14 protein-coding genes are annotated in these 25,537 nt (G+C 66.2%); 6 read left to right on the top strand and 8 right to left on the bottom strand.

Annotation, left to right across the window (positions count from 1 at the left end; translation table 11 throughout):
* Window positions 1–16 precede the first annotated feature (16 nt).
* Together ACGFIQ_RS25570 and ACGFIQ_RS25565 are read right to left on the bottom strand one after the other, a co-directional pair.
* Complete coding sequence (locus ACGFIQ_RS25570) at window positions 17–3,586, bottom strand: NACHT and WD repeat domain-containing protein (RefSeq protein WP_393247665.1); 3,570 nt, start codon at window positions 3,584–3,586, stop codon at window positions 17–19.
* 204 nt (window positions 3,587–3,790) lie between these two features.
* On the bottom strand, window positions 3,791–4,792 hold the full coding sequence (locus ACGFIQ_RS25565) for a hypothetical protein (RefSeq protein WP_393247663.1): 1,002 nt from the start codon (window positions 4,790–4,792) through the stop codon (window positions 3,791–3,793).
* 354 nt (window positions 4,793–5,146) lie between these two features.
* Here ACGFIQ_RS25565 and ACGFIQ_RS25560 point away from each other — a divergent pair, with 354 nt between their 5' ends.
* Window positions 5,147–10,261, top strand: coding sequence for a hypothetical protein (locus tag ACGFIQ_RS25560; RefSeq protein WP_393247661.1), 5,115 nt, complete (start codon window positions 5,147–5,149; stop codon window positions 10,259–10,261).
* 294 nt (window positions 10,262–10,555) lie between these two features.
* Here the strand turns inward: ACGFIQ_RS25560 and ACGFIQ_RS25555 are convergent, their stop codons facing one another.
* The 3 genes from ACGFIQ_RS25555 to ACGFIQ_RS25545 all read right to left on the bottom strand — a co-directional run bounded on the left by ACGFIQ_RS25555 (window position 10,556) and on the right by ACGFIQ_RS25545 (window position 16,564).
* Window positions 10,556–14,785: a hypothetical protein gene (locus tag ACGFIQ_RS25555; RefSeq protein ID WP_393247659.1), complete on the bottom strand. Its 4,230-nt coding sequence runs from the start codon at window positions 14,783–14,785 to the stop codon at window positions 10,556–10,558.
* Window positions 14,786–15,201: 416 nt separating this feature from the next.
* Window positions 15,202–16,272, bottom strand: coding sequence for a tyrosine-type recombinase/integrase (locus tag ACGFIQ_RS25550; RefSeq protein WP_393247657.1), 1,071 nt, complete (start codon window positions 16,270–16,272; stop codon window positions 15,202–15,204).
* On the bottom strand, window positions 16,262–16,564 hold the full coding sequence (locus ACGFIQ_RS25545; protein WP_393247655.1) for a hypothetical protein: 303 nt from the start codon (window positions 16,562–16,564) through the stop codon (window positions 16,262–16,264). The genes ACGFIQ_RS25550 and ACGFIQ_RS25545 overlap by 11 nt, the downstream gene beginning before the upstream one ends.
* Window positions 16,565–16,834: 270 nt before the next feature.
* Here ACGFIQ_RS25545 and ACGFIQ_RS25540 point away from each other — a divergent pair, with 270 nt between their 5' ends.
* The 5 genes from ACGFIQ_RS25540 to ACGFIQ_RS25520 all read left to right on the top strand — a co-directional run bounded on the left by ACGFIQ_RS25540 (window position 16,835) and on the right by ACGFIQ_RS25520 (window position 20,829).
* Entirely contained in the window at window positions 16,835–17,686 is an 852-nt protein-coding gene (locus ACGFIQ_RS25540; protein WP_393247653.1) for a hypothetical protein, read from the top strand.
* Window positions 17,687–17,826: 140 nt separating this feature from the next.
* Window positions 17,827–18,735: a hypothetical protein gene (locus ACGFIQ_RS25535; protein WP_393247651.1), complete on the top strand. Its 909-nt coding sequence runs from the start codon at window positions 17,827–17,829 to the stop codon at window positions 18,733–18,735.
* A 202-nt stretch (window positions 18,736–18,937) separates the two neighbouring features.
* On the top strand, window positions 18,938–19,711 hold the full coding sequence (locus tag ACGFIQ_RS25530) for an AAA family ATPase (RefSeq protein WP_393247649.1): 774 nt from the start codon (window positions 18,938–18,940) through the stop codon (window positions 19,709–19,711).
* A gap of 119 nt (window positions 19,712–19,830) precedes the next feature.
* Window positions 19,831–20,172 (top strand): hypothetical protein, encoded by a 342-nt coding sequence (locus tag ACGFIQ_RS25525; RefSeq protein WP_393247647.1) that lies wholly within the window; start codon window positions 19,831–19,833, stop codon window positions 20,170–20,172.
* 96 nt (window positions 20,173–20,268) lie between these two features.
* Window positions 20,269–20,829 carry a hypothetical protein gene (locus ACGFIQ_RS25520; RefSeq protein ID WP_393247645.1) on the top strand — a complete coding sequence of 187 codons (561 nt, stop codon included), beginning with the start codon at window positions 20,269–20,271 and terminating at the stop codon, window positions 20,827–20,829.
* Between the two features lie 678 nt (window positions 20,830–21,507).
* Here the strand turns inward: ACGFIQ_RS25520 and ACGFIQ_RS25515 are convergent.
* From ACGFIQ_RS25515 to ACGFIQ_RS25505, 3 genes are all read right to left on the bottom strand, one after another.
* Window positions 21,508–22,623 (bottom strand): tyrosine-type recombinase/integrase, encoded by a 1,116-nt coding sequence (locus ACGFIQ_RS25515; RefSeq protein ID WP_393247643.1) that lies wholly within the window; start codon window positions 22,621–22,623, stop codon window positions 21,508–21,510.
* Window positions 22,624–23,393: 770 nt separating this feature from the next.
* A complete protein-coding gene (locus ACGFIQ_RS25510; protein WP_393247641.1) occupies window positions 23,394–25,049 on the bottom strand; it encodes an oxidoreductase in 1,656 nt (551 codons plus the stop codon).
* Window positions 25,046–25,537, bottom strand: a complete 492-nt coding sequence (locus ACGFIQ_RS25505; protein ID WP_393247639.1) for a hypothetical protein — start codon at window positions 25,535–25,537, stop codon at window positions 25,046–25,048. The genes ACGFIQ_RS25510 and ACGFIQ_RS25505 overlap by 4 nt, the downstream gene beginning before the upstream one ends.

The following is a 25,537-nucleotide window of genomic DNA, read 5'->3' as shown; positions in this document are numbered from 1 at the left end:
GCACGCTGGTGAACTCTCAGTCGACTGACTTTCGCGGCAAGCCATATCGTTCGCGTTCTTCACTGTTGAGCGCACGGGGCTCACTGCCTTCAGCCGGAACCTGCGCAGGGTTATTGCATACGTCCCAGCTCATAATCGTGCCGTCGTCGTAGGCGATGATGAGGGCGTCTTGCCATGACAGGCTTCGCACTACCCCACGAGGTATGTCAAGTACGCCGAGAGGCCGTCCCTCTTGAGCGCGCCAGATGTAGAGCATGTAGTCATCGCTGATGGTCGCGAGACGGTGCCCGTCGGTTGCCCAGGTGAGGTGTTCGACGTTTCCCGTATGGCCGAGACAGTGTGAGCCGACTTGCTTCTGCGCGACGTTCCAGATTTCGATGTGGTTGCCGACGGCGGCGGCGAGTCTGGTGGAGTCATCCGACCAGGCCAGGGCTGCTATTTCGTCGGGCCCTTCGGTTCGCCATTGGTGGACGAGGGTGTATTCGTCTCCTCGCCACAAGCTCACGTTATGCTTGCCGGCGACTGCAGCTATGAGGCTTGAATCCGGGGACCAGGCAATCGTTCCTGTGCTGTCTTCGCCTCCGTCGAGAACTGCTAGGCGCTGCGCTTTGGCCACGTCCCAGACCGAGAGGGCGGGTGGTGTTCTGTCGAAGAAGCAATGTGTATGGACAGCCAGCCGTGAGCCGTCGCCGGACCAGGCGAGTCCATAAACCCATGGAAGTGGCGTCGATGTCGCTATGTGTCTCGGAGTTTGTCGCGGTTGCGCGCCCCACTGCATCCGAGAGACACCGGATCGGGCGTCCCACACGGTGACCTGCTCTTGCATTGCGGTGGCAACCTGGTCACCTAGTGGTGAAAACGCGATCGACAGGCAATCGTCGTCCCCGAGCCGCAGCGGCGGCGTCACCTCGTCCACTTCGATGATCTCTGGCGTCGTTCCGAGCCGCTTTACAGTGACGCGCCTGAGGTCCGGCGACCAAGAAATCTCTCGTAGGCTTCCGGTGGGCAGGCGGCGGAAGCTTCGGCCGATGACGTCCCACATCTCGACATTGTGAAATGAGGTTCCCAAGCCGATTCGTTTACCATCGGAGGACCAGGCAATCGTGCTGATCTGGTGAGGGCGCGCCCGCCGCTCAACGGTCCTGCCGCTTCCGACGTCGAACAGAGCCACACGATCATGGTCTCGCGTTCGACGCAAGGCGTAGGCGATGACATCCTCGACAGGTGACCATGCCATGGTTTCGGTCATGCCCGGCGGTGCGCTTTCGGCGGCCTGGCCCGTGTCGGTGTTGTAAATCCACAGCGTGCGGCGCGTCGATGCGACGATCTCAGTGCGGCGCATTGTGAATGCCGGAGCGGCTGAGACGGCGAGTCGGATTCCGTCGGGTGCCCAGCACAAAACCGGTTCTGACCACGCTACCTGCCGTCGCAGGACCTCCGACGCCTGCTCGCCGACGCTGACCACGAGCAGCAAGTCGTCTGAGGCGATGGCCAGCCGGTCACCCTGCGGGGACCATGCTGTGGCGCGAACGTGTGCGGCCGGGATGCTGGTGACCAACTGTGGGACCTCGTCGTCCAAACGGCAGACGTCAACGGTCCGGTAGTCGAACTGGCCCGCGAAACAGACATCGTCGCGCCACGAGAATGAGTCGAGCGATGCTGCAAAACTCCCCCTTCGGCTGCCCAGGGTGCAGCCATCCGCGACGCGCCAGAGCGTGGCACCTCGATCGTGCCCGGTGAGGGCGAGGGTGCCGCTGGCACTCAGCAGTGTGTGCCCGTACCCATCCCCGTCAGCGGCAAAGGTGACCTCGGCAAGGCGACCGGCGTCGTCCCAGGTGCAGACGCGCCCCGTCTTGTCGGCGGTGCGCAGGGCCTCCCTGTCGGGCAGCCAGACTGCGGAGGTGATGCCGGTGGTGTGCCCGATGGTGAGATGCCGTGTTCGTGACGTGGCGGTTAGGGCCCAGCGCGTCGTCGTCGCTGCCGGGGTGGGTGGCAACTCGTGTAGCGCGGCGTGGGCCAGTGCCACGGCCAGTTCGGGGTCCTGCCGGCGCACCTGTTGTGCCAACTCGGCGATCCGCTCGGACTGTCGGACGCGGTCCTGGTGATCGAACTTTTGGGAGGCGTCGAGCAGGCGTCGTGCTGCGGTGGAGAGGGGTACCTCGGCTGCGAGCGCGAGAGCATCGGCGAGCGTTCGGCCGCGCAAGAGGTCGTCGGTGTGTGGGTCCGCTTGCCATGCTGCCGCGCGGTGCTCGAGCCGGGTGATGCGGTGCAGTCGCTCCTCGTTGGCGCTGATCAGAGAGGCGAGTCGTCGCCACTGACGGAACAGGGCGTCGTGGGTCAATTCAAGGCAGGTGCCGTCCTCGACGTCGATGATCAGACGGGCTGCCCTGAACTCCTCAAGGATGCGAGCTGCGGTGGTGTCGAGGTCAGATCGTCGGATCGTCCTTCGTACGGTTTCCTTACCTTCCATAGCGATGCCGCGCAGCAGAGCAGAGTCGACGGCGTGCTGGGGGTACCGCTGGGTGAGGTTTTCGTAGATCTGCTCGGCGTGAGCTGCGATGGCACCACCCACCTCCCCCGCCTGTTCGTATTGGGCCACCGTGATGTGTTGGCGGTCGGACTGTAGGTGCAGACGTTGTAGCAGGTGGCTGAGTAGGGGAAGCGCGTCACCGACCGTGGCATCGGCGGTCATGCGGTCGATGAGGTCGTCCTCGAACGTGAGTCCGGCAGCCCGGGCAGGCCCCGCGATGGCCTGTCGGATGCGGGCCGGATCCAGCAGACCGATGGCCACAGGTCGGGTGATGAAGCCGGCCTGCTGATCGGTAAGCCGGCGGCGGAACTCGGGCCGGATCGCCAGCAGCAGGCGCAGCTCCGGCAGCACCGTCAGCGTTCGGGTCAGCAGGCTCCACCACTGGGCCCGGTCGTGCTCGCCGGTCATCGTGTACAGGTCTTCGGCCTGGTCGACAACGAGCAGTACAGGGCCGCGGGCGGCGGCGAGGAAGCTTGGCACAACCTGGAGTGGAGCTTCCGGAGAGGCGGCCTCCTCGCGCAGCAGTCGCGCCGTCTCCAGCACATCCTTTGGGCCATCCTCTAGAGCCGCGGCGAGGCTCATAAACGGGTCGGCGGCCGGACGTAATGGACCCACCACGGTCCAACGCCGTGGTAGTCGAGCGAGAACACCCGCGCGGATCAGCGAGGACTTGCCCACCCCCGACGGGCCAACGATAGTGACGATCCGGGTCGCCGGCGCCGGCCCGGAGCGCTCCAGTCGGTTCAGTACGTCCCTTGCCTCGCGGTCGCGCCCAAAGAAGACGCCCGCGCGCTCCGCCGTGAACGGGGCGAGGCCGGGGTATGGGCTTTCCGTGCCGCGCCACGTGACCGCGGTGCGGCGATGGACGAAGAAGCGCCAGCTGAGCCACAGGACGACGCAGAGTGGGAGCCAGAGGTAGGCGTAGTCAAGGACAAACCGCCACGGCCCACGCCAGCTGTCCGTGCGCGCCGTCACGACGTTGATAGCCAGGCCGACGGCGATCGTGCCCAGCAGGGCACCGGACTCGCGACGGTACTCCCTTAGTGCCCGCCCCACATGGTCATCGCACTACGAGAAGGCACTGCTCGCCAGCGCGTGGCGGATAGCCGACAGAGACACCAACCATGGACGGGACTGGACTCACACCCCCTGACGTGGCTAAGCCCGGATCTCGATCAGCGGCACCGCAAAACCGATGGATTGCACTGCGGCGTGCTGCTCTCCCTGTGGCTGACCGAGACACCCACCGTCGCAGCCTCCTCATGTCGTGATGAGGTGCCATGGCTTGCCGAGGGCGACGCGACGGAAGGCGTCGATCTCGCGCAGGTGGGCGTCGTGCACGTATGGGACGAGAGCGGCCTCGCTGGCGTGCAGGCAGGCCCGGTAGCCGATCTCGCGCAGCGGGTGTCCGTCGGGCGGTGCCGGGCTCTCGGGATCCCAGCCAACGATGGCGCAGATGCTCTGCGCGGTGCGCCGGGCGTGGGGACGGGCGATGGCCCAGGCCGGCTCGGGGTACATACCGCGCAGGCTCCACAGGTCGCTGCGGTCAGGGATGGTGGGGATCTGCTCGTGGTCGGTGGTACTGCCGGCCAGCTTGTCGAGCCGGTTGCGTAGGCTCTCGCGGCGCCCGGCGATCGCGATGTTGTCCGTCAGGGTCGACTCGGTGAGCCAGGCGACCGCGTCATTGTGCTCGGACGGGCCGAGCCCGGCGCCGGCGACGGCCTGCGCCGCGGCGGCGTCGAAGTCCTGCCAGAACTCGTGCGAGCCGACGCCACACGGCCACCAGTCGAGGTAGCTGTCCTGGTCGGTGATCGGCTGCCGCCCACTGATGAGCGCAGCTACTTCAGGGAAGCCGGTCGAGGTGTACCAGTCGGCCAGCTCGACGCGGCCGAGCCAGTCAGTCAGTCGCCACCACGCGTCCCGCTTCGGGCGGGCGCACGCCGCCGCGAGGGCCAGCTGCAGCACCACGGGACGCAAGTCGTCGGCGACCGTGTCGTACAGGTCCACACCCCAAGCTTCGAGGACCGGCGAGTGGTGCAGGTCGCCGGAGTGCACGCCGACGGGCAGGCTCAGCGCCTCGGCGTAGGCGGCCACGAACGGATGGGCATCACCGGGTGTCTCGTCGTCGTCGAGCACGACCAGGCGGCCGGTGAGGGTGCGATGGATCGGCACGTTGAGCTTGCCGTTCTTGGCCCAGTTGTAGGCGGTACGGCGCGGCACGCCGTTCTGGTCGGCCCATTGGGACAGCGGGATCGGAGTCATGAACTGACGATGGCACAGATGGCACAGTGCCATCCAGGAAAGCTGTGCCAATTGTGCCATCCGCAGGAATGGGCATATCCGACAGCCGACTTTGCGGCCGGGGCGGCCAACGGTCTCGCTGGCGACTGCGGGCCGCCGACACGGCCGACCTCATCCCTGGTGCACCTCGCCGCCGCTCTGGGCATCCAGGCAGCGTGAAGAGACGTCGGCCTGGTCCGCTACCAGGTGCATCGCAATGAGGCTGGTGCCGCCGCAACGCCCGCTAATGCCCCAACACCACGTCGGTCCGAAGTGGCCTGGCTCGTCTCGGGCAGTGGAGCGGCCGGGTGGGGTGCGGGCCGGTAGCCTCAGGCGATGTCGAGCAGAGAGGCGTCGGACGGGCGCTTGGTGGCGACGGCGTTCATCACTGGCGGTGGCGGCTTCAATTTCGAAGACCGTGTTGGTGCGTGGTTCGCCGCTGGGATGGCCGCTGGCGAGATGCCGCTGGGCGTCGGGGTCGCGGTCCCGGTGGAGGTGCGGTTCCAGGGCAGTACGTCGGGGTTTTTCCTCGACGACATGGTCGTCACCGGTGACGCGGCCGGTGGGCCGCGGTGGTCGGCGTCGGTGAAGTCGTTCGACATGTTGACCGGCGCCAGGCTGCACACGGAGTTCGTGGAGGCCGCCTGGCGCGACATCCTTGCCGACAGGTTCCGGCGCGCTGCAGACCGGGTCGGTCTGGTGTCAGGGTCGGCGGCGCAGGGCACCTGGGTCGAGCTCGCGGAGCTGATCGGCGAGGCCGCGGCCGACCAGGCTGGCATCGCCTCGCGGATCGGCGTGCCTGGCGCGTTCAACGTGGCGAAGCGCTCGCTGTGGGAGTCGGCGAAGTGTCCGACGGAGCTTGCCGAGCAGCACGGGATCGACGTCGACTCCTCTCCCGCCCGGCTGCTGGCCTTGCTTCTGCCTCTGCGTCTAGATTTCCTCACTCCCACCTCCCAGGCGATCGCGAACGCGATCCGTTGGTGCCGCGCCGCGCTCGTCCCGCAGCAGGCCGGGAGGGCTGTGGATCTGTGGACGGCGCTGCTCGAGGTGGTCGCTGACCTGCGGCCCAAAGGCGGGGCAGTCACGTGGCAGCTTTTGGCTGACCGGCTGGGCGGGCAGTTTGCGTTCCAGCTGCGCCCGGATGTAGCCCCGGACTGGGGCCTTCTCACCGCGCACACCACCAGCATGATGGCCCGGGTCCGGGACCGGCTCGGCGACGACGTGGTCCTGGTCCGTGAGGACGTGACCGCCGTGCTCGCCAAGGCCGGGGCGGTTAACGTGCTGTCGGGGCCGTCGGGCTGCGGTAAGACCGTGGCGGCCAAGAGGTGGCTGGCTGCTCCGGGCATGCACCGGACGGTTTGGCTGTCGGCCGCGGACCTCGAGGCCGGCGTCGGCGCGCGACTCGGGCTGACCCGGGGCCTGGAGGAAGTCCTGACGCTTGCCCCCGGGGAGGTCCGCGTCGTCGTTGACGGCCTCGACCGGGTCTACACCGACGAGCCGTTCGCCGCGACGGCCGCCCTGGCACGCCTCTCGGCCGACATCGGCGGTCGGATCCGGTTGTTGATCACCTCGCAGCAGTCGGAGTTCCCTCGAGTGTCGGAGCGCTTGGTGCAGGCCAACGGCCCGCAGGCCGTCCCGCTCGTTATGGGGGACCTGTCTGACGCAGACGTCAATCTGGTGTTGCGCGGGCACCCGGACCTGGCCGCGGTGATCGTCGCTGGTGGGCTCGGTGGTGTCGTCCGGCGCCCGAAGGTCCTCGACCTGGTGCTGCGGGTGCCCGGGGCTACGGTTGCCGCTATCCGTGACGAGCCGTCGATCGCTGGTTTGTGGTGGCAGCGGTTGGCCGGAGCGGGCCCGAACGGCGCCGCCCGCCAGACGTTGCTGCGGCGGATCGCCGTCGAGCAGGCCGACCGTCTGCGGGCCCAGACTCCCCTGGACGACCTCCCGGTCGACGCCGTTGGGCTGGTCGACCAGCTGCGCGTCGACGGGATCCTCGCCGAGGTCGACGGCCGGGTTTCCTTCGCCCACGATCTGTTCGACGACTGGACGCTGTTGCATTACCTGCGCTCCCGTGACGACGTCATCGGCGTGATCGCGGAGAAGGCGGCGCTGCCGTCGTGGCACCGAGCGATTCGCCTGTACGCCGCCGGCGTGCTCCGCGAGCAGGGCGTCGATCGGTGGGAGGCCGACCGGTCTGCTCTGGACGCCGCCGACCAGCCGCTCGTGGCGGACTTGTACCTCGACGCGGTGTTCTACGCCCACGACGCCGACCGGCTTCTGGGCGAGCTGTGGTCGCGCCTCGCCGCCGACAGCGCTCTGCTGGCACGGCTGCTGCGCAGGTTCAGGTTCTCCGCGACCGTGCCGGACTCCGGTTGGATCACTGTGCTCGCCGACGAGCCAGACCTAGCGGTGTACGCCGCCGCCCAGTCGCGGCTGCCGGTATGGCCGCTGTGGCTGCCGGTCCTACGCGTCCTGGCGGCGGAGCATGAGACCGCAGTCGCCGCGGCCGCCCCGGAGGTCGCCGCGATCGCCGACCTGTGGCTGCGACACGCCCCCGACACGTGGCCGGCCCGCGATCAGGCTGCCGTGATCGGCCTGGCGGTCGGACGGCACATCGTCGCGCACATCGACGGCGGAGGCTTTTTCAACGACACAGTCGAGCCGGTGCTGTGGCGGTGCGTCATCGCCGCCGGCGCGGTCGAACCCGACGCCGTCGCCACCTTCCTCGACATGCTGCTGCCCCCTGTTGATAGCCGGCTTGAGCACAGCGGCCGGGTCATTGGCCGCCAGCGTCGCGGCCAGACGAGACTCCGTGCAGCCTTGCTTGACGTCGACACCGTGATGCCGTTGCTGCCGGCGTCCGCGCAGATGGCCCGGGACCTGGTGCTGCGGGCTGCCGTTGACTCCGACCGCCATCACCGCCGTTACGTCCATGACCGGCTGCGTGATGGCCTCGGCATTTTCAGCGCCCCGCGCTCCTTCGATCCGATCCCCGAGTGCGGGCCGTTCCGGGCGATGCTCGTCAACGCCGAACCGCAGGGCGTCGACGTGGTGCTCGCCCTCGTCGAGCACGCGACCGCCCATTGGAGACGCACCCGCAGCGCCGCGGTGTCAGGCGGCCAGGGACCCACGCAGGAGCGGCCGGCGTTCGAGCTGCTCGTCGACGGCGCGCCTGTCGCGCTGGTCGGTGACGCCACCGTCCTGGCCTGGAGCCACGGTGGCCACCGGGTACCGGACATACTGGCGGCGGCGATGATGGCCCTGGAGGCCCACCTCTACAAAGCCCTCGACGCCGGCCGCGACATCACCACGCTCCTCGCCCAGCTCACCGGCAGCCGATCGGTCGCGACGTGGGGACTGCTCGCCGACATCGCCCGCCACACTCCTGCACTGCTGGAAGGCCCGCTTGCGCCCCTGGTCACCAGCGCCGACCTACTCGACGACGACCGGATGAGCGTGCACATGCGCTCCTTCAGCGTGCTCCCGCTCGTCATGGAACCCACCCGAGCTGAGCGAGCCCGCACGTGGCACACGATGGACCACCGCAAGACCCCGCTCCTGGACCTGGTGCACCTGGGCGCATTCGTCACCGGCCGGCTCACCGAGCAGCTCACTACCGCCCGAGAGCACTGGGCCACGACAGACGCACACCGGTGGCGGGTGATGCTCGCCGCGACCGACATCGCGAACTACCACGCCGTCCGCGCCACAGACGGAAGGACCTACCTCGTGTACAACCCGCCGGCGGCCATTGGGGAAGAAGCCCGCGAGATGCGGGACCACCTCGACCGCGATCGCGACTGGTTAACGTTCGCCTACACCATGCGCCGCAACATCACCGACCATGTCCGCCCCAGCGACACGGAGCTCGAGGAGCAGTGGGCCACCGTCCAGCCCCAACTCGACGCTCTCGTCCCGGATGCTGAGTCGCCGAGCTCCATCAGCGGTGTGGAGGACCTGCGGTGCGGGTACGCGGCGTGGCTGGTGCTGTGCGCCCGCGACTGGCTGCGGAACCACCCCGACCGCGATGAGTGGTGCCGGGCCGTGCTCATGCGCCCCCTCACCGACCCGGCCGCCACGTGGTCCCACGCATACCCCGACAGCCCCTCCGACGATGAATGGGACGTCTTCTGCGCCGAAGCGCTCACCGCCCTGTGGGCCGAGACTCCCGACGACGTCGCCGTGCGCGCGGCCATCGCGCGGCTGCTGCTCGGTGCCCGCCGCCTCACCGTCACCACCGTGATGCGCCTCGCCGCCGCACACCCCCACCTCGCCGACGACCTGCGCCGGCTTGAGCACCTGACGCTGCACTGCGCGCGGCTGTCGATGTCGCACTACGACATCGACCCATACTTTCAGGAAGCCGACCTCGACTTCGACTTCGACACCGACCCGGAGGAAGCCGCTGGACTCGACGTGGGCCAAGAGGACGATGAGCCCGGCCACGGCCCGATCGACGGCCTCCCGGAGCTGGAGGCTGCCGCCGAGGCCGCATTCGACGCCTTCGCCGACGGCAGCCTGCCCGCCGAGGTGCCCCGGTTGGCGGAGTGGATCACCGCCACCGCCGCGACCAGCTTCCCCGACGGCCGCGACGCCCGCTCCCGCATACTGCGCACCCTCGACCTCGGCTACCTCGTCGCCTCCCGCCCGCACTTCATAGCCCTTACTGCTGCGGCGGATACGCGCACGCGAGCCCGGGCGGTTGAGTTCGCCGCCGACCTCGCGACGTTCCTCGCCTCGGGGTTGACCTCTACAGAGGCCGCCACTCGTTCCTCCCACTACCCCTACGACGAGGAACGTCGCGCTAGTGGGCTTCTCGCCGACGTCACGATCAGCGCCGACGCCGCAGAGGCCCGTACGGTCTGGGAGCCGATCCTCGCCCTCGGGACCACCGCCTCCTCCTGGGTGGGCAACTACCTCAGCCAGGTCTGGAAAACCGCCTGCACGAAGGACCCGTGTCCAGCAGCGTTCCCCGCCCTGGTTGCAAACATGCTGGGATTCGCCACCACCGCCAACACCTGGCAGGGCTACTCCGGCACCGGCGTCCTGGCGCTCGCCGTCGCCGGCCTCAGCGAGTGGGGGCACTCGCCGGTCAGCGAGCAGCAGACAGCCGCCCTCCGCGCAGCCGTGCCAGCGTGGTCGACGTGGTTCGGCGAGCACATGGGCCACGACGACTTCGCCTACGCGGCCGTTCGCTTCTTCCGGGAGCCGGCCGCGGCAGGGTTCGTCCACGACGCCGTCGGCTGGCTCGCCGATCGCGAACGTTCCTCTCACCCCACCAGCGAGCGGTTGGACACCGCGGTCACCGAGTTCCTGGTTACCATCTCCACTCGCACCCCGAACCCGCTGCGCGGCTCCGGCCCTACCGCAGACAACGGACGGCAAGTCCTCGCCCGCCTCCACGGTCGAGGCAACGCCGTGGCCGGCCAACTCCTCAACAGCTTGATCTGACCGCATCTCACCACCCACCTACAATGGCAACCCGGCCTCCCTGCGTCGCGCCCCTGTCAGGCCAGCGGCACCAGACCGCGCACGGGCGGTCAGCCGCGCCCGTTCGCCGCTCGACATGCGGTGACCGGAGAGGTTCCACTCGGCAGCGTCCGACGAGTCGCCGTGCTGACCGACGGAGCAGCCCGTTTGGTCGCCCTGTTCGGCCTGCTCAACTGGCTCGACGTGCACGACCTCCACCCGACCACTGCTGCCGGCCCGCCTCCCCAAGGCGTGGATCGGCTTACCGGCAACAGCTTAGGTACTATCGATTCCGGACGGTACGAGTCGTGGTTTCGGTATCGGCCGCCCCAGCAGTAGCGATGCCATCTCGTAAAGAATATCTGGGCATAGCTGGATAGCGGGGAGTATCACTTCCGGCACAAGCTCCAGGCTCATCGACTGCGCCACCAGTTGACGTGTCCTTACTAGTTCGACGCCTCTGGCAGCGCACTTAGCCAGCATCACGGCTTTGCCCTCGCCGTGATGCAGGTGCTCCAGCAGCCCGACCGCCTGGTCTACGAAACCCTGCTTGAGCATCTCGTCGACCAGATCTTCCATCAGTATCATGGCGAAGGCAGCGTTCGCGTCCAACAGGTCGCGCGCGAATGTGTCCCAAAGCCCTAGCCGGACTATGGCCGGTAAATCTTCCATGCCGCAAGAATCACGGTCAACAATGACAAGATGCTTTCCAGTAAGTCCTCCGCCGAGAAGTTCTGCCTCTTTTCGGAGCCCCGCCTGCCGGCAGGCGAGCGTTAGCCATGCGTTCGGCCATCTGCCGTCGGATCGCGTGGCATCGGGGTCAGCGGTCTGCAAAAGCAGCCGGACACAAGTCCCGGCCTCGGCAACGAGGCCCGCATCGGCCATCGCGACGGCAAGGATGGGGCCTAGATCAGCCTCTCGGCCAGCCGCGTCGGCATAAAAACTGAGTGCGTCGCTTCTGCTCATGCCCAGTGCCAGTAGCGCCTTGAACTTGGCGACGGTTACACGCTCGGCTAGGGAACCTGGTTCCTCAGCGTTGTGAGCAAGAATTGCCAGCGCGCGCGCTGGCTCTCCGACCTCGATAGCGAACTCAGCAAACTCCGCCGCGTGAAGCGGGCTCTCCGTCTGTTCTACCAAGCTACCGAGATGATCAAGAAGACGAGCCGGTGTGGATGGCGGTGCTGGTAGTCGGGCTGCCGCCAGAATCGATTCGAACCGCGCATGCGGTGATACCCCATCGAAGAAGTCGAACCACTTGCCCGCCGGATGACGCAAGGCGCAGGACGCAAGAAATCGCGTGCCCCAGGCCAAGTCCCAATCAAACCGTCTGAAGTGGAGGAGATAGGAGGTCTGGAGGTGAAGGTCTTCCGACACTTGTCCCTGCCCACACTCGTGGGCGGCGGCAGATAGCGCAGCGACGAGGACAGGTTGCGCTTTACTTCGGACCTCAGCAAGGGCGGCTGCCAGGCTATCGAGCATGTGATGGGCGCCATCCGCGTCGTCCCGGTCAAGCATGGCGAGCGCGCACTGCGCGAAGGCATCTACACGCAGCTGCGGATCGCTGATTTCTGAGGCCATACCGGGGGCATGGCGGAGCACGCCGACCTGACAGGCGATCTCGACCGATTCGGCGAGCATGTCATCGTCGAGGGCCAGGTCAGGGACTTGACGCGGGTCCACGCCATGTGCGGCGTAAGCACCGGCGAGCGCGACGACCACATCACGGTCCGCCTGGGGGCGCAGCGCTACGAGATCGATGATGACTTGGGCGGTATGAGCATCTATGTAGCGGGCCGACTTGGCGAGGAGCTGCAAGTCCTCGCTGTCGACGTCCTCTATTGAGGAGCGTGCAAGCTGTGCGGCCATGGTCGCTGCCGCTTGACCGAGCGCTGACGTGAGGTCCTCGGGTAAGCAGCGTTCGCCATCCTCCAAGAGAACGCTGCAGGCGTTGAGTCCGGCGCCGAGGCGAGTGGCTGGATCGGCGCCTTCCAGATTTTCGATTAATCGAGAGAGTTCGTCGAGGCGGACCAGGACGTCTGCGCTCGACGCGAGCAGGTGGTCAGGTTCGTCGGTGACCTCCAGCGCTTTGGCGAGCAGTCGTCGTGCCATGTCGTGGTCGAGTCGGGCGAAGCTCGCGCTAAGCGCGGAGAGCCGCCATTCGTCGCCCTCCTCGGCATCGGCGAGCAGCGCCTCCGCCGCCGCCTGTGCACGGGCCGCTGCCGCGTCGTCCCCGGCAAGCGCCTGTAGGACGGCTGCGCCCACTCGTTCTACGAGGTCATCGAAGTCAAGGCGGCCCGGGACGTGTTCGGCTTCCGCGGCTACGGCGGCAGCTTGACCTGGCGCGTCGGGCAGTAGGTGCCGCGCGATCTGCAGGAGTGCGTGCGATCGGAGATTTGGATACGGGATGGTGCGGGCGAGCTGCACGGCGTGGTTGAGCCGCCCGATCCGGGCGAGGGCCAAAACGTATTCCGACGGTACCGCGTCGGCTCGATCATGAATGTTGTGACGCAGAACTGAGACTCGTGCCAGAAGCTGCAAGTCGGAATTGCAATCCTGAGCAAGCAGCGCGGCGGCATCCGCGAACTCGGCGAGAGCGGCCGTCTCGCCACCGGTCCGCCAGCTCAGTAGTGCTTGTCTACTCTCGGACGCGAGCAAGGCCAGGGTGCGGCCGTCTCGTTCGGCGGCGAGCATCGACGGATAAGACTCAACAAGATATTCCGGGGTATTCGCAGGCCAGCCGTCTTCTTGCCAGCCCTGCGCCCATCGGTCGATCATTGATCGAGCCGACGCGAGTTCGTTACTGGTCAGTTCGTTGCGTAGCAGTTCGACAAGTGTGTCGTGGGCGATAGTGTAGTGCGTCGTTGAGCGCGGCCGATCTTCTCGTCCATCGAGGACGCGAGCGAGGCGGCCCTTGGCCAAACCTCGCACTCGGCCGGTACTCGTCCCTAGGATTTCACCCAGGTCACGGATCGTCAGTCCACCGCGGGCGACCGCGATGACCGCTGTGATCTTGCGCAACTCATCTTCGTCAAGGATGTGATCGAGCTCGTGTTGAGCTTGGATTTGAATCGCCGCAGCGGCGGGTGATGGATAGAGGTTCCAGACTTCGCAGGTACGGAGCGGATGATGAGCATCAACATCCGAGGGAAGGTCGGTGTTGCTGCGGCTGGTAACCAAGACGCTCGCGCCCATCTCGATGCGATGCGGCAGCTGCGAGGCGATACTCGGCTCGTTCAGCTGACGTGCATCATCTTCGTCTAACCCATCGACAATGAGCAGTACTGACCGCTGCTGACGCCGCGCTGCCGCCGCCGCACGGGCCCACAAGTCGAGGAAATCGGCGCGACTCGGTTCCGCCGGTGCAATCTCGTCTACCAGCGCTGCTAATTGCAAGCAGGTGGCGTGGAGGAATTGACCTGCTCTTACGGTTCCACCACGACGTGAAATAAAGAATCCGACAATGTCTACCAGCGGCGGCGGGTCAACGGCGAGATGGCTGACCAAGGCCGTCTTACCTGCCCATGCACCCGCTCGAAGATGGAGGTATCCCCGGCTCTCGTTGGCAAATTCTCCCAACTGCGCGAACTCACTATCGCGCTCCTTCAGCTCGGGGCAGCGGGCTGCGTAGTCTTCGAAGAGCGCACGGTATGGCGTCGGCCGTCGTCTGGAAACCGGTAGACCTAGATCGAACCGGCCGTGGAGTTCACGGCCCAGAATTGCAGTGTCGACACGTCCGGCACGTTGCGCAAATGTCGCAGCCAGTCGACTAAGATGCAGCCGTAAATGGTCAGCGACAACAGCGTCGTTGGTCAGCTGGGTAAGGCTAGTCACAAGATCCGCCTTACCGCCTGAATCCTCACCATCCAAATCGACGCGAATAACGTGCAGCGCTGCAAGGAATCTCCAGGAAAGTTCGTCAGAAGAGATTTTGGCCGACTCGGCATCGAGTCGCCTTGCTGCGTTGACAACGTGCGTAACTCTTTGCAATTCGGCGCGCATCGTCCTGCTGCGCGCCAAAACCGCTTCTTGGAAACGGGCAGGGCTATTCTGGCTTCTTGCCACCCCTACGAGGTCGACTAAATCGGCGACATGACTTTGCGTCGCCGAGACGGCGAGCCCTAGACGGCGTTCGCCGCTGTCCAGTTCCTGGCGGAACTCTGCGACCATTCGCAGGTACTGCGAAACAAGCCGGAGCAGCTTCGGGTCGCTCTGCTTGAAAACCGGGTTTCTGCGCACTCCGATTGACAGAATGCGCTGTCCCGCTGATGAGGCACCAACAACCACGATGTCATCGACTGGACTCGTCGCTGCCTGCTGGAACCAAACCTCTTGGACGACAAAACCGTCACCGAGCCCGGCAGTAGGACGACCCAGGAGAAGATCCGCGAGCAGCCTGCCGCCGTAATCATGTTCGAATGTCACACCCCCGCCGCCGGTCGAATAAGGACTCGCAACATGCATCGTCCGCAGCCCTCTCGCCCGTTCTGAACCTTTGAGGACGGTCACCTAACCTGCACCTGCAGGGCTACACCTTGCGCATAGTAGACGCCGGGAAGCCCACCTATGACCCTCGCACTTGCCGACCTAGCCGGCAAGGATGATCTCGCAACAGGGAACCATCCAGTAGGTCCCCACGCCTTCGTCATGGTCCTTGACGAGCCGTGCCATCGGCACTGGGGTCCTGACGGCGAGCGGCGTCGCGGGCTGCGGCAGGCACCTGTGCAGGTGCAAGACCGAAACGGGTTACGGAAACTCCTACTGCGCGCCATGGCTTCTACAGCAGCCGGCGGCCAAGTGCGTCGTCGCTGCGGGGAGCCGCGGGATTCGACGCTGTGTTCAGTTGAGCGTGCCTTGCGGGGCCTCGCCGCGTGCGGTGACCCCGGAGCCGTCTGGCCCGGAGCGCCGCACGCGGCCCCCATCCCTTACATGGTCGTGGGTGAGACGGCGCCGCTCGCCTGCGACCACCGGTCGGCGTGGTCCGCTAGGCGGGCCAGCGGATGGGGTTGGCCGGTCATGGCCGACAGCGCGTTGGCCACGTCGTGCAGATCAGCCTTGATGTAGGTGGTGGTGGAGGATCCGGGGCTGTCGGTGTGACCGGCGTAGGCGCGGGCGATGCCGTAGCCGAAGTGCCGCTCCACCCAGGTGAGCGTGGTGTGGCGCAGCCAGTGTGTGGATACGCCGTGCACGGCGACCCACGGCAGGCGCTCGCCGAGGCGTTTCCACAGGTGGTCGTAGCGGCGGCTCGTGATCGGTTGGCCGGCACGGGTGCGCAGCAGTGGGTCGGTGAGCAGGACCGCGCCGCGGGCGCGGGCGTGCTCGTACAGGTGTTCGGCGAGGTCGAGGGTGATCGGTTGCCACCGGATGGTGGCGCCCTTCTCGGTCAGGCGGACGAGTCCGTTGATGGTGTCCAGGTCGACCAGGCGCAGGGCCAGTGCGCCGCCGCGGCGGCAGGCGGTTTCGGTGTGCAGGCGCAGGACCAGTGCGTCGAGGATGACGTCGTTGCCGCTGGTACGAGCCTCGATATTGATTTCTTCCAGCTCGTGTGGGGTCAGGGCGCGGCGGGTGCTGGGCAGGCGGCGGGGTTTCGCGACCCGGTGGGCGGGGCTGGCGGAGGCGTCGATCAGGCCATCGGCGATGGCCCGGGTGTAGAAGGCGCGGGCGGCGGCGACGACGTGCTCGCCGGCGTGCCGGCCGTTGCGGCTGTTGCGCCGCGACACCGCGCTGGCCATCATCAGTTGTTTCAAGGCCTCGATGTCGCTGGCGGCGACGCCGTCCAACGGTCGGTCGGGCCAGGTAGCGGCCATTCGTTCCCAGTAGGTGCCGTACGTGCGGCGTGCTCCAGGCCCGGCTGCGGCGAGAACGCGCGGCAGGTACTCCGCGACCGTGGGTAGGGCGGCCCGGGCGCTGGGGTGTGCTTGGAGGTCGGCCACGGTGACGCCCAGGTGGGCCAGGACCTGGTGTGCGGCGGCGACAGCAGACGGGTCAGCGGTCACTGTCGCCTCCTGCCAGCTGGTGGTGCAGGTCGGTAAGGAGGCGGGCGACGGCGCTGACGGGATGCACGACGAGCAGGTCATGCGTGATGAAGGCGGCCAGGAGCACAGGCTGGCCGGGCTCGATCCGGCACATCTGCCGGGAGCTCGCCGGCAAGGGCAGTTCGCCTCGGCTGCCCACCTGGTACCGGTCCTCCTGCGCGGAGGTGATGACGAGCATGTCGTGGCACAACTGGATGTCGAGGCTATGTCCCGGCACCCAGCCCATCGCGTGCAGGAGGTGCTGGGCACTCACCCGGCCGCAGCGAGCGGGGAGAGCCATCCACAGCAACAGCCCGGAGGCGTCGGTGATTGCCGGCGGGTAAACGGGGGCGGGTAGCGCTGGCATCGGCATCGGGCATGGGCTCGGCCGCGCGGGCGAGGTAGCAGGGATGAGCGGACGAACGAGTTGCTCAAGGACTCGGGTAGGTCGTGTCATGACGACACAACGTCGCGACTGCCCACACGCCTACGGCCCGCACGTCAGTGGCTTGGATTGGTGGCGGGCGCTTGAGACGATGAGTTGGTGTTGCTCTACGTCGATGCCACCGCCGCGTACCGCGACGACGAAAGGTGGGGCTTCCACCTAGCTAACGAGATGACCCGACGGCTCCGGGTCTCCTTCGGCGCTGACGAGGTAACGCGGATGCTGGAGCGAGCCGCGCTGTTTGCTCCTCCTGAGGGCCCGCACTTCGTGTACGAGGAAAATGTGCGGCTGTTCGCGGGACGACGAGGGCGAGGCCCCCTGCATGTCGCCTTAGACACGAATCTGTTGATCGATTACTTCACCTACGGGCATCGGATCTGGACGGGCGACAGCGTTGTTGATCTTGTGTCCGGCGAGGATTACTCGACAGACCTGGAATCGCTGCAACTTGTTCTCGCCCTGTGGGCGGTCCGAGACATCCGCTTCATCATGCTCGCGGCGTCCGTCGACGACGCGAAGAAGACCCTGCCCCAGGAGCGTCGTGGGCAGCGGCTGCTTGCCTTCGAGGAGTTCACCGCCGCGCTACAACTCCTAGGCTGGGGGGAACCGGAGAAGCGCCCCTCCCGCGAAGGCCTGCTGATCCTGCCCGAGCGGGAGATGACGCGAGCCTTGACGGCTGTTCCAGCCGGGAACGACCGCCGGCTGGTGCACGATGCGCTCCAGGTCGGCGCGAACGTCTTCTTGACGCGCGACGTCGGGATCCTCAAAGCCACGGACGCGATGCGGCCGTTTGGTCTGCTCATCGCGACGCCCGCTGACCTGCTCGAGGAGCTGTTCGCCTGCGGGGCTTTCCATTGCTTCCTCGGTCCGCGCTACCTGTACTGGCCGGCACCCGACCAGCAAAGGATCGGACATCTCATCCACGCCCTCGATCCCGACAGACGGCCGTAGCGCGACCGCATCAGCGTCGACAGCCCACTGGGGGCCTGCTGTTTGGCATGCGCCATGGCGCGTCTGTCGCGACACCGCGTCGGTCTGCTTAGGGTGTGGCGCTGTCGACACCTGGTCCCCATCCGACGGAGGCATTCGCGATGACCGCCCCTGATCCCACTCACATGGTCAAATACTGCCGCGACGTGCTGCCCAGCATGCTGACCGAGGCATGCGACGTTGACGAGGACCTGGCCCACCGTATCGGCGACGACGTGTTGCAGCGGGCCGAGGCGCTGGCGGCCCTTCCGCAGCGTGAGCAGGACGTGTTGATCGCGCCGTTCGTCGAGGAGGTGTTCGACCACAAGCCGCTGGCGTCACCGCTGGACCTGAAGGCCAAGGTCACCCTCGTGGTGCGAAACAGCCTGCTCGAGCAGGCACACCACGACGGTCCGCTTGACGACGGGATCATCCCGGCCACGGAGTACGCAGCCGGCCCGCTGTCGCATCTGCTGGCCGCGCGCCGCCGCCAGCCCATCGCCGCTCAGGATCCGAACCCTTTCGCCGGGCTGGCCGGACGCTATCCACGTGCGTGGGCGTGTCTCGACGCGCTGACCGACACCTTCGCCGACGGCGGCCGCGGTCCACTGCGCCTACCGTCGGCACCCATGCCCAGGCTGCCGTCCGGCAACGAGGTAGTCACGGCACCACCGTCCGACGACGACACGGTGACCGTGTTCAGCGCGATCGACCCGCGCTTCGACCAAGGCCTGGTGGACCTACTCGGGAAGGCCACCGAAGGCGATTTCGTACTGTGCACGTCAGCGCTGAGCCGGTACTCGCGCAACAGCGAGAAACTGCACCGCATCCTCGAATTCCTTCTCGCGCACAGGGCCACAATCCTGACCACCAACTATCTGATCCGCCACACCGACGTCTGGGTCCGCCGCGGCACGCTCGTCAAACCAGACAGCAGCAAGCCCTTCGCCGGCGTGCTCGACACCCAAGGACTGGCCGGCACCCACCGGAAGGTAGCCGAGAGCGTCGCCGCGCAGCACGGTCTGCGCTGACTCCGTCAGGCGGTTGCTCGTCGGCGCGGAGCACGATCAGCCGGACGAGCCACCGTCACCCGCCCCCGGCGATTGCGAGAACCTGTCCCACTGGGCGGTGACAGCAGCAGCCGCGCAAGCAGGCGTACCGTCGGACATCGTTCCGTCCTGGGCACACACGGTGGGGATGGTAGGCAGGGCGGCGGCGCGGAAGGGTCAGCTGATGGCAACCGGGGACGAGGCGTTGCACTCGCGTCGAGACAGCGGTGGGTTCCTGCGCTGGGTGGAGCTGACCGATGACGGCACGGACCGGTCCGCCTATCCGTTCGCTCTGCCGGTCGTCGCCGGTCTACGGGCGGCCGGCCGGTTGACGCTGGACCCGGCGGTGACGTTCCTGGCCGGTGACAACGGCACCGGCAAGTCGACCCTGATCGAGGCGATCGCGGTAGCGGCCGGGTTCAACCCCGAGGGCGGATCCACCAACTTCAAATTCAGCACCCGCGCCACCGAATCGTCTCTTGGTGAACACCTACGACTGGTCCGCGGCACCAGGAAGCCGCGCAGCGGGTTCTTCCTACGGGCCGAGTCGTTCTACAACGTGGCCACCGAGATCGACCGCCTCGGTGTAGTCGACGGCTACGGTGGCACCAGCCTGCACGAACGATCCCACGGGGAGTCGTTCCTCGACCTGACCGTCTACCGATTCAAGCCCCACGGCCTGTACCTGCTCGACGAACCGGAAGCCGCCCTGTCCGTACACGGCTGCCTGGCGCTGCTCACCCGCATCCACGACCTCACACAGGCCGGCGCACAGTTCATCATCGCCACCCACTCCCCCATCCTGCTGGCCGCCCCCCACGCCTGGATCCTGCAAATCGAACCCGACGGCACCATCAACCCCGTCGACTACGACGACGCGCAGCCGGTGCTGCTAACCCGATCCTTCCTGGCCAACCCGCAGCGCTACCTGCATCACCTGTTCCACGACCCCAGCTGACGTGGGCTGTGGGCGGTACTCCGGGGACGGCGATATGTGGAGCGGCCGCCCAACGCGTTCCTGTTCATCGCGTCGGTGACAACCACTGGCGGAGTGAGGACTTCCATGACTGGCGATGGGTGAAGATCCGCACGCTGGCCAAGTTGCGCGGCGTGCGCGGGCATATCACGATGCACGGCCTGCGGCATTCCCTGCTGACCCCGTTGGCCAACGAGGGACTGGAGCTGGCGGCGCTCAAGGGTGTCGCCCGGCGCGCCCAGATGGAAACGACGACGGACGTCTATGGGCACGGCACCACGAGGCACCACGAGCCCGTCCGGCGGATCGTTGGAGGGCTCCTGGAGGCCGGCATCCGGGCCGGCGAGGAGCAGCGCGCCGCCGATGCCGGCCGGTTCGCCGAGTACCACGGCCGGGTCCACCGCGCGACCCGCCAGATGCGACCCGTGGCCGCGCGCCCGTAGCTGAGGGGGAACAGTCGGAGGCACTCGGCTCGAAGCGGATGGCGAGCGCACCGCTCACCACCGGCTCCCGTAGGCACCGGCCTTTACCCTGACTGGATGACCGGCTCCCCGAAGCACCCCATGGCCGACTTCATTGCCTCGTTCGGTGCGGCACGTCACCTGCTTCAGCAAGCACACCAGAACGGAAGCCTCATTGAGGGCATGGTCCTGTATGTCTCGCTGATCGACGGATTCCTGCGTACGGCGATCATCCTCGACAAGCAACTTGCGGGGCAGAGCGACGACCTCGACAAGTACGTGCAGCAGGTGCCGGGGGGAGCCCGTTTCACCGAGAAGGCCATCTACGACGAGGCTTTGCGGCGAGGGCTGATCGACGCCGAGTTGAAGGCAGAGGTTGTGGAGCTGTACGAGCACCGAAACGCGATCGTGCACCGATTCTTCCTCACTGGCCTGCGGTACACGGACCTGGAGCCCTATCTGGGGCGGTACGAGCTTGTGTATGCCCAGGTTTACGGAGTGGTCCGAGAGCTGGAAGACCGGCAGATCCGTGAGGGTAAGGGCATGACGGTTCGAGGCGACGACGATGACTCCGAGGAGGTTGCCTCATCGCTGGCCGACGTCGCGCGAAAGCTCGGGTTTTCGGTTGGATCTTCGTAGGAGTCAGGACATCGAGAGTAGTTCGGTTAACCACACGTGTCTCGATCCATCCCGTGCCTCGCTTTCCGTCGTCCAGGCGGCTGCGGATCCGGACGAGCGAAGTCACGCCCAGGGCCGCGAGCCTGCGTCTCGACGACGGTCAGCCGGGAGGATTGTTTCGGCCGCTCGGAGGAGGTGAACCGCCTCGTCGTCAAACAGCTCACAGAGCGTCGCTCCGTCGCGGGAGCGCCCTTCAGCCGGCAGCGCGTCTACCGGCCGCTCGTCGTCGTGCATCCTCGAAGCGGACGTGTGTCCTCAGCGGCGCCAGCTCGCCCAGTGGGACCAGGACGTATCACGCGCCGAATTCCAGGGCGCCCTGCGTCGCGATCGTCTACCGGCAGACCATACGGTTCGCCTGCCAAAACTCCCACGGCCGGGCGTTGTGGTCGACTTTGCCGGCCGGTAGCCGCCCAAGAAGAGGCCCTTCACGTAGGTCTCGCTGATCCGCGAGAGTTATGACGTGACGGACTTCTTCGCGAGCGACCCATGCTCGGCCTTGGCACCACGCTGCATGTACGGCAGGTCATGTTCACCGCGCGGGTACAGGGCGAGCTTCCCGAGACCACCGGCGTTCGGGTCGCCGGCAGGAAGAGCGCCGGATACCCTCGAAGACGATCTGGATCCCAGTCGCGGAACCACTTAGAGCTGGGACCCATCCAGCCACGACGGCGCAACCGGGGCATCGCCAGCATCTCGTGATAGCCGTGGTCGTACAGCGCCGGACGCAAGCTCAGCGACTAGCGGGTGCTTTTCACCGCAAAGCGCGCTAAGTGCTCTCGCTACCTCATATATGTCCGCCTTAACGTAGGTCGTTGTCGTCCCGGCGGCAGATCTGCCGTCGTGCCCAGCGTAAGCACGAGCGATGCCATAGCCGAAGTTGCGCTCTACCCAGGTCAGAGTCGTGTGGCGAAGCCAGTGAGTGCTGATTTGCTGCGAAGCGACCCAAGGCAGCGATTTGCCTAACCGCTGCCAGATGTAGTCGTAGCGACGGCGGGTGATCGGTGCCCCATTCCGATACCTCAGCAGCTGGCCACCAGACCCTCGGTCCTTGTTGAGTTGCGCAAGCGAACGGGCCAGCGTTGGCGAGATCGGCTGCCACCGCACCGTCTCACCCTTCTCTCGCAGTTGCACGAGACAGCCGTCGAGGTCTAAGTCTTCTCGTTGAAGCGCGAGAGCACCACCTCGCCTACAGGCCGTCTCCTCGTGAAGCCTGAGCAGAATCGAATCAAGCCGGGGATCATTTCCGGTCTTTGCCACCATCTTGTTTATTGCAGTCAACTGATTGTCAGAGAGCGCCCGGCGAGTGCTTGCAAGGCGACGGGGCTTGGCGACCCGCGCAGCGGGATTCGCCGTTTCTGGAATCAGCCCATCAGCCACCGCATAGCCATATAGGCAACGCATGGCTGATATGAAATGTTCCACTGCGGTTCGTCCGCCACGTGAATTCCGCCGCACGACGACGTTTTTCTTGATGAACTCGGCAAGGTGCCTTATCTCCATAGGCGAAGGTTCATCTATGCGCCGATCACCCCAAACTTCTTCAATTTTTCGCCAGTAGGTCCCATATACCCGACGCGTGCCTTCGGCAACAGCGCCGGAAACTCTTGAAATATGCTCGCTAAAAGTTGGAATTTCTTTCGACGGCGCAGCGCCTTTGAAGACTTCTTCGGCACTCACCCCCAGCCGGTCGATCAAAAACCGCACTGCCTCCAACTCCGCGCCGCCTCCCAGGCGTCCACCTACGTCGTCAGCCATGCTCTGTCACCCTTCTCAGAGATTGCTGGAGCCCGAGCGCACGGTCGAGCCTATTCATCGTGAATAGCCGGAGCTCCCCGCCTCGCAAGTCCGCTACCACCAGGAGGCGATCTATCGGCCTGATTCCGACGGCGAGTCGGACGCTTGACGGAATGTACAGGTGGCCTTGCCGGGTGACTGTCCACATTCCTGAACCTGACCTTGTCACCCGGAGGGACCCCGGTTCCACATCGTATTCGATTGGTTGAAGGGCGCTCCACTGCATAAGACGGAGCGCCGATCGGTCGGCCAAACGGCCCCGATCGTTAATAGGGGTGACGCAATAGTAGAATGGCGATCTCTCTATTTCTTCGATCAGGTCGGCGAGAGGAAAACCTCGATGGCGTGCTCGAATGGAGGCCTCAGCGTCGCCCGAGCCGCGTTGATCGCCAAATTCGCCATCCTCCCAATTGGGCCAATCCTCGCTTGACGGAAGCACTCCTCCCACCTCCGCCGCCTCCCGTCGTCCTCCACCGGCCCCCGGCGCCGTAGGGGCCTCTCCCGCAGAGAAGTGCCACGCTGTCCCGCCAGCCCGCTCGTCGGCTCTGGCTAGGTTCGCTTCGAGAACCAGACTTGGAAGAGCACCTTCTCATGATCGTGAACTGCCGAACACACGCTAGGGCGTCCTAGGACAGTAGTGATTGTCTGCTGGTTTGCTCTCTCCTTCCGCTGGCTGGGCCGGCCTCGACGAACGCCGGGCCCGGCCAGCTGCCAAACGACAGCATCGCTCCCTACTTCGATGCTGCTCTTCCTTCCGTTTTGGTGCCTACGCGGGAGTTAGAGGCCACAGTCAAGGCGATCCTTAGAGAAGCAACTGAACCTTCTCGTTGGACTTCAGATCGACGGCCGAGCCGCGCCACGGTTCGAAACATCGGCGTGTTCTGTGATTGGATATGCATCACAGCGGCCCTTTTGCCGGACTTCTCTGCGTAGTCCAGCAGGCGCCGCAGCAGGCCCGTCCCGATGCCGCGCCGCTGCCAGTCATCTCGAACAAGGAGACCAATCTCTGCATCAGCACCTTGAGTGATCAGGTTTGCCACAGCGATGATCGGCTGGCCGTGCTCTGACCGGTCCTCAGTCACGAGGAGGGTGAGGCCCTGTGGTGGATCGAGCAGGCGGCGCAGTTTCTCCGGTGTAGGCGATGAGCCGCCCATGTAGCGCTGGTGGCGGCTTCGGTTTGAGCAATTTCGGTGCAGCTGCTCCACTCCCTCAACGTCTGCTGCGGTGGAGGGCCGTACAGAAAGGACCTCACCATCCGGGAGGACAAGTGGTTCTGGTCTTACGTCCGGCTGATGAGGCGCGTTCCGTTGTTCGGAGGTGCCGTGATCTCCTGGAGGATCGGGAGTGAAGCCGGCTGCCGCGGATCCCGCGAGAGCTGCGTAGTCCACACCGCACAGTTCGACCGACAGGTCCCACAGCAGGCGGCCGGCCTGCGCGTCGTGAGAGTTGGCGCTTGATTTCTCGATTGTGGCGGGGCCTCGCGTTCGCCACCAACGGCTTGGTCCGAGGTATACGCCGGATGGAATGTCGGCGGTGGCAGCGTGCAGTAGGGGCTGCGCGCCGTCTTCTGCCGGCTGCGCGATGATGGCGCCGATTGCCTGTAGGGCAGCCACGCTTGCTCGGTGTTGCGGGCTTCGCGGCCGGGGCGACAGCAGCCGTGTTGCTGCCCAGCCCGGGTGGCAGGCGATGCTGCGCATTGGGGCTCCGGTTGCGGTAATCAGGCTGTGGAGGTGGTAGGCGAACAGGAGGTTTGCCAGTTTGCTCGCGGTGTAGGCGTGGTAGATGTTGGGGTTCTGTGGGTTGGGCCATTCTTGCGGGTTCAGACGGGCGGCGCGGTGGGCGGTGCTGCTGACGGTGACGATCCGGGCGTCAGTCGCGGCTTTCAGCTTGTCCAGCAGGAGTCCGGTCAACGCGAAGTGGCCCAGGTGGTTGATGCCGAAGCAGGTTTCGAAGCCGTCGAGGGTTCGCCATCCGGGCTCGCCGATCACCCCTGCGTTGTTGATGAGGATGTCGACGTGTGGGTGGCTGTCGCTGATGGTGCTGGCTGCGGCTCTGATGGAACGAAGACTTCCCAGGTCGATGCTGACCTCGTTGATTGCGGCGTTGGGATACTCATTGCGGATGGCTCGGGCCGCCTCTGCCATCCGGCCGGGGTGGCGGCAGGCCAGGACGACGGTTGCTCCTGCTGCGGCGAGTTGCCGGGCGGTTTGGTAGCCGATGCCGGCGTTGGCGCCGGTGATCACGGCGATCTTGCCATGCGCGTCGATTGGTGCCTGTCGGGTGTTGTTGGCTGCCCGGAGGGCAGCGCGGGACCGAAGTCCCGACGCTGCCTCCCGTTCGCCGCCCGGCCGAGGTTGATCGGTCGGCATCGTCAGCGGCTGGTTCACCAGTCACCGACCGCGTAGGCACCGTTGTAGGTGCCGAGGTTGACGCTGATCCAGATGGTGAAACGGGTGCCGTCCTTGACGTTGGTCGCCAGATTCCTCCACTGCCGCGGTGGTACGTAGGTCCAGCCGTTGGCACATGTCGCCCGGCCTGAGTAGACGACGCACGCATGGAAGGGTGCACCCCAGCTGCTGCCGTCTCCGGTGTTCTTGACTTGGATGTCGCGGCACTGGCTCGTGGTGCGGTAGGTGCCCGTTAGCGGTGCCGATCCGACCTCTACGCCGTCGAAGACCATGAAGTGGTCGGCCAGGCCGAAACTAGCGCTGTAGGGCGCGCTGCGGCAGCCGGACGCTGCCTGTGCCGGTGCCGCCGCCATGGCGAGTCCGGCAGCGATGACCACCAGGCCGACGACGGCGGACAGCGTCCGTCGGATCTTGCTGGTCGCCGTCTGCTGGTCGCTCTCGGGCGGCGGCTGGATGGATGCTGACAT

It is taken from the genome of Micromonospora sp. NPDC048898 (assembly GCF_043198035.1).
In the GTDB taxonomy this organism is placed as follows: domain Bacteria; phylum Actinomycetota; class Actinomycetes; order Mycobacteriales; family Micromonosporaceae; genus Micromonospora.
This window is presented reverse-complemented; position numbering and strand designations above follow the sequence as displayed.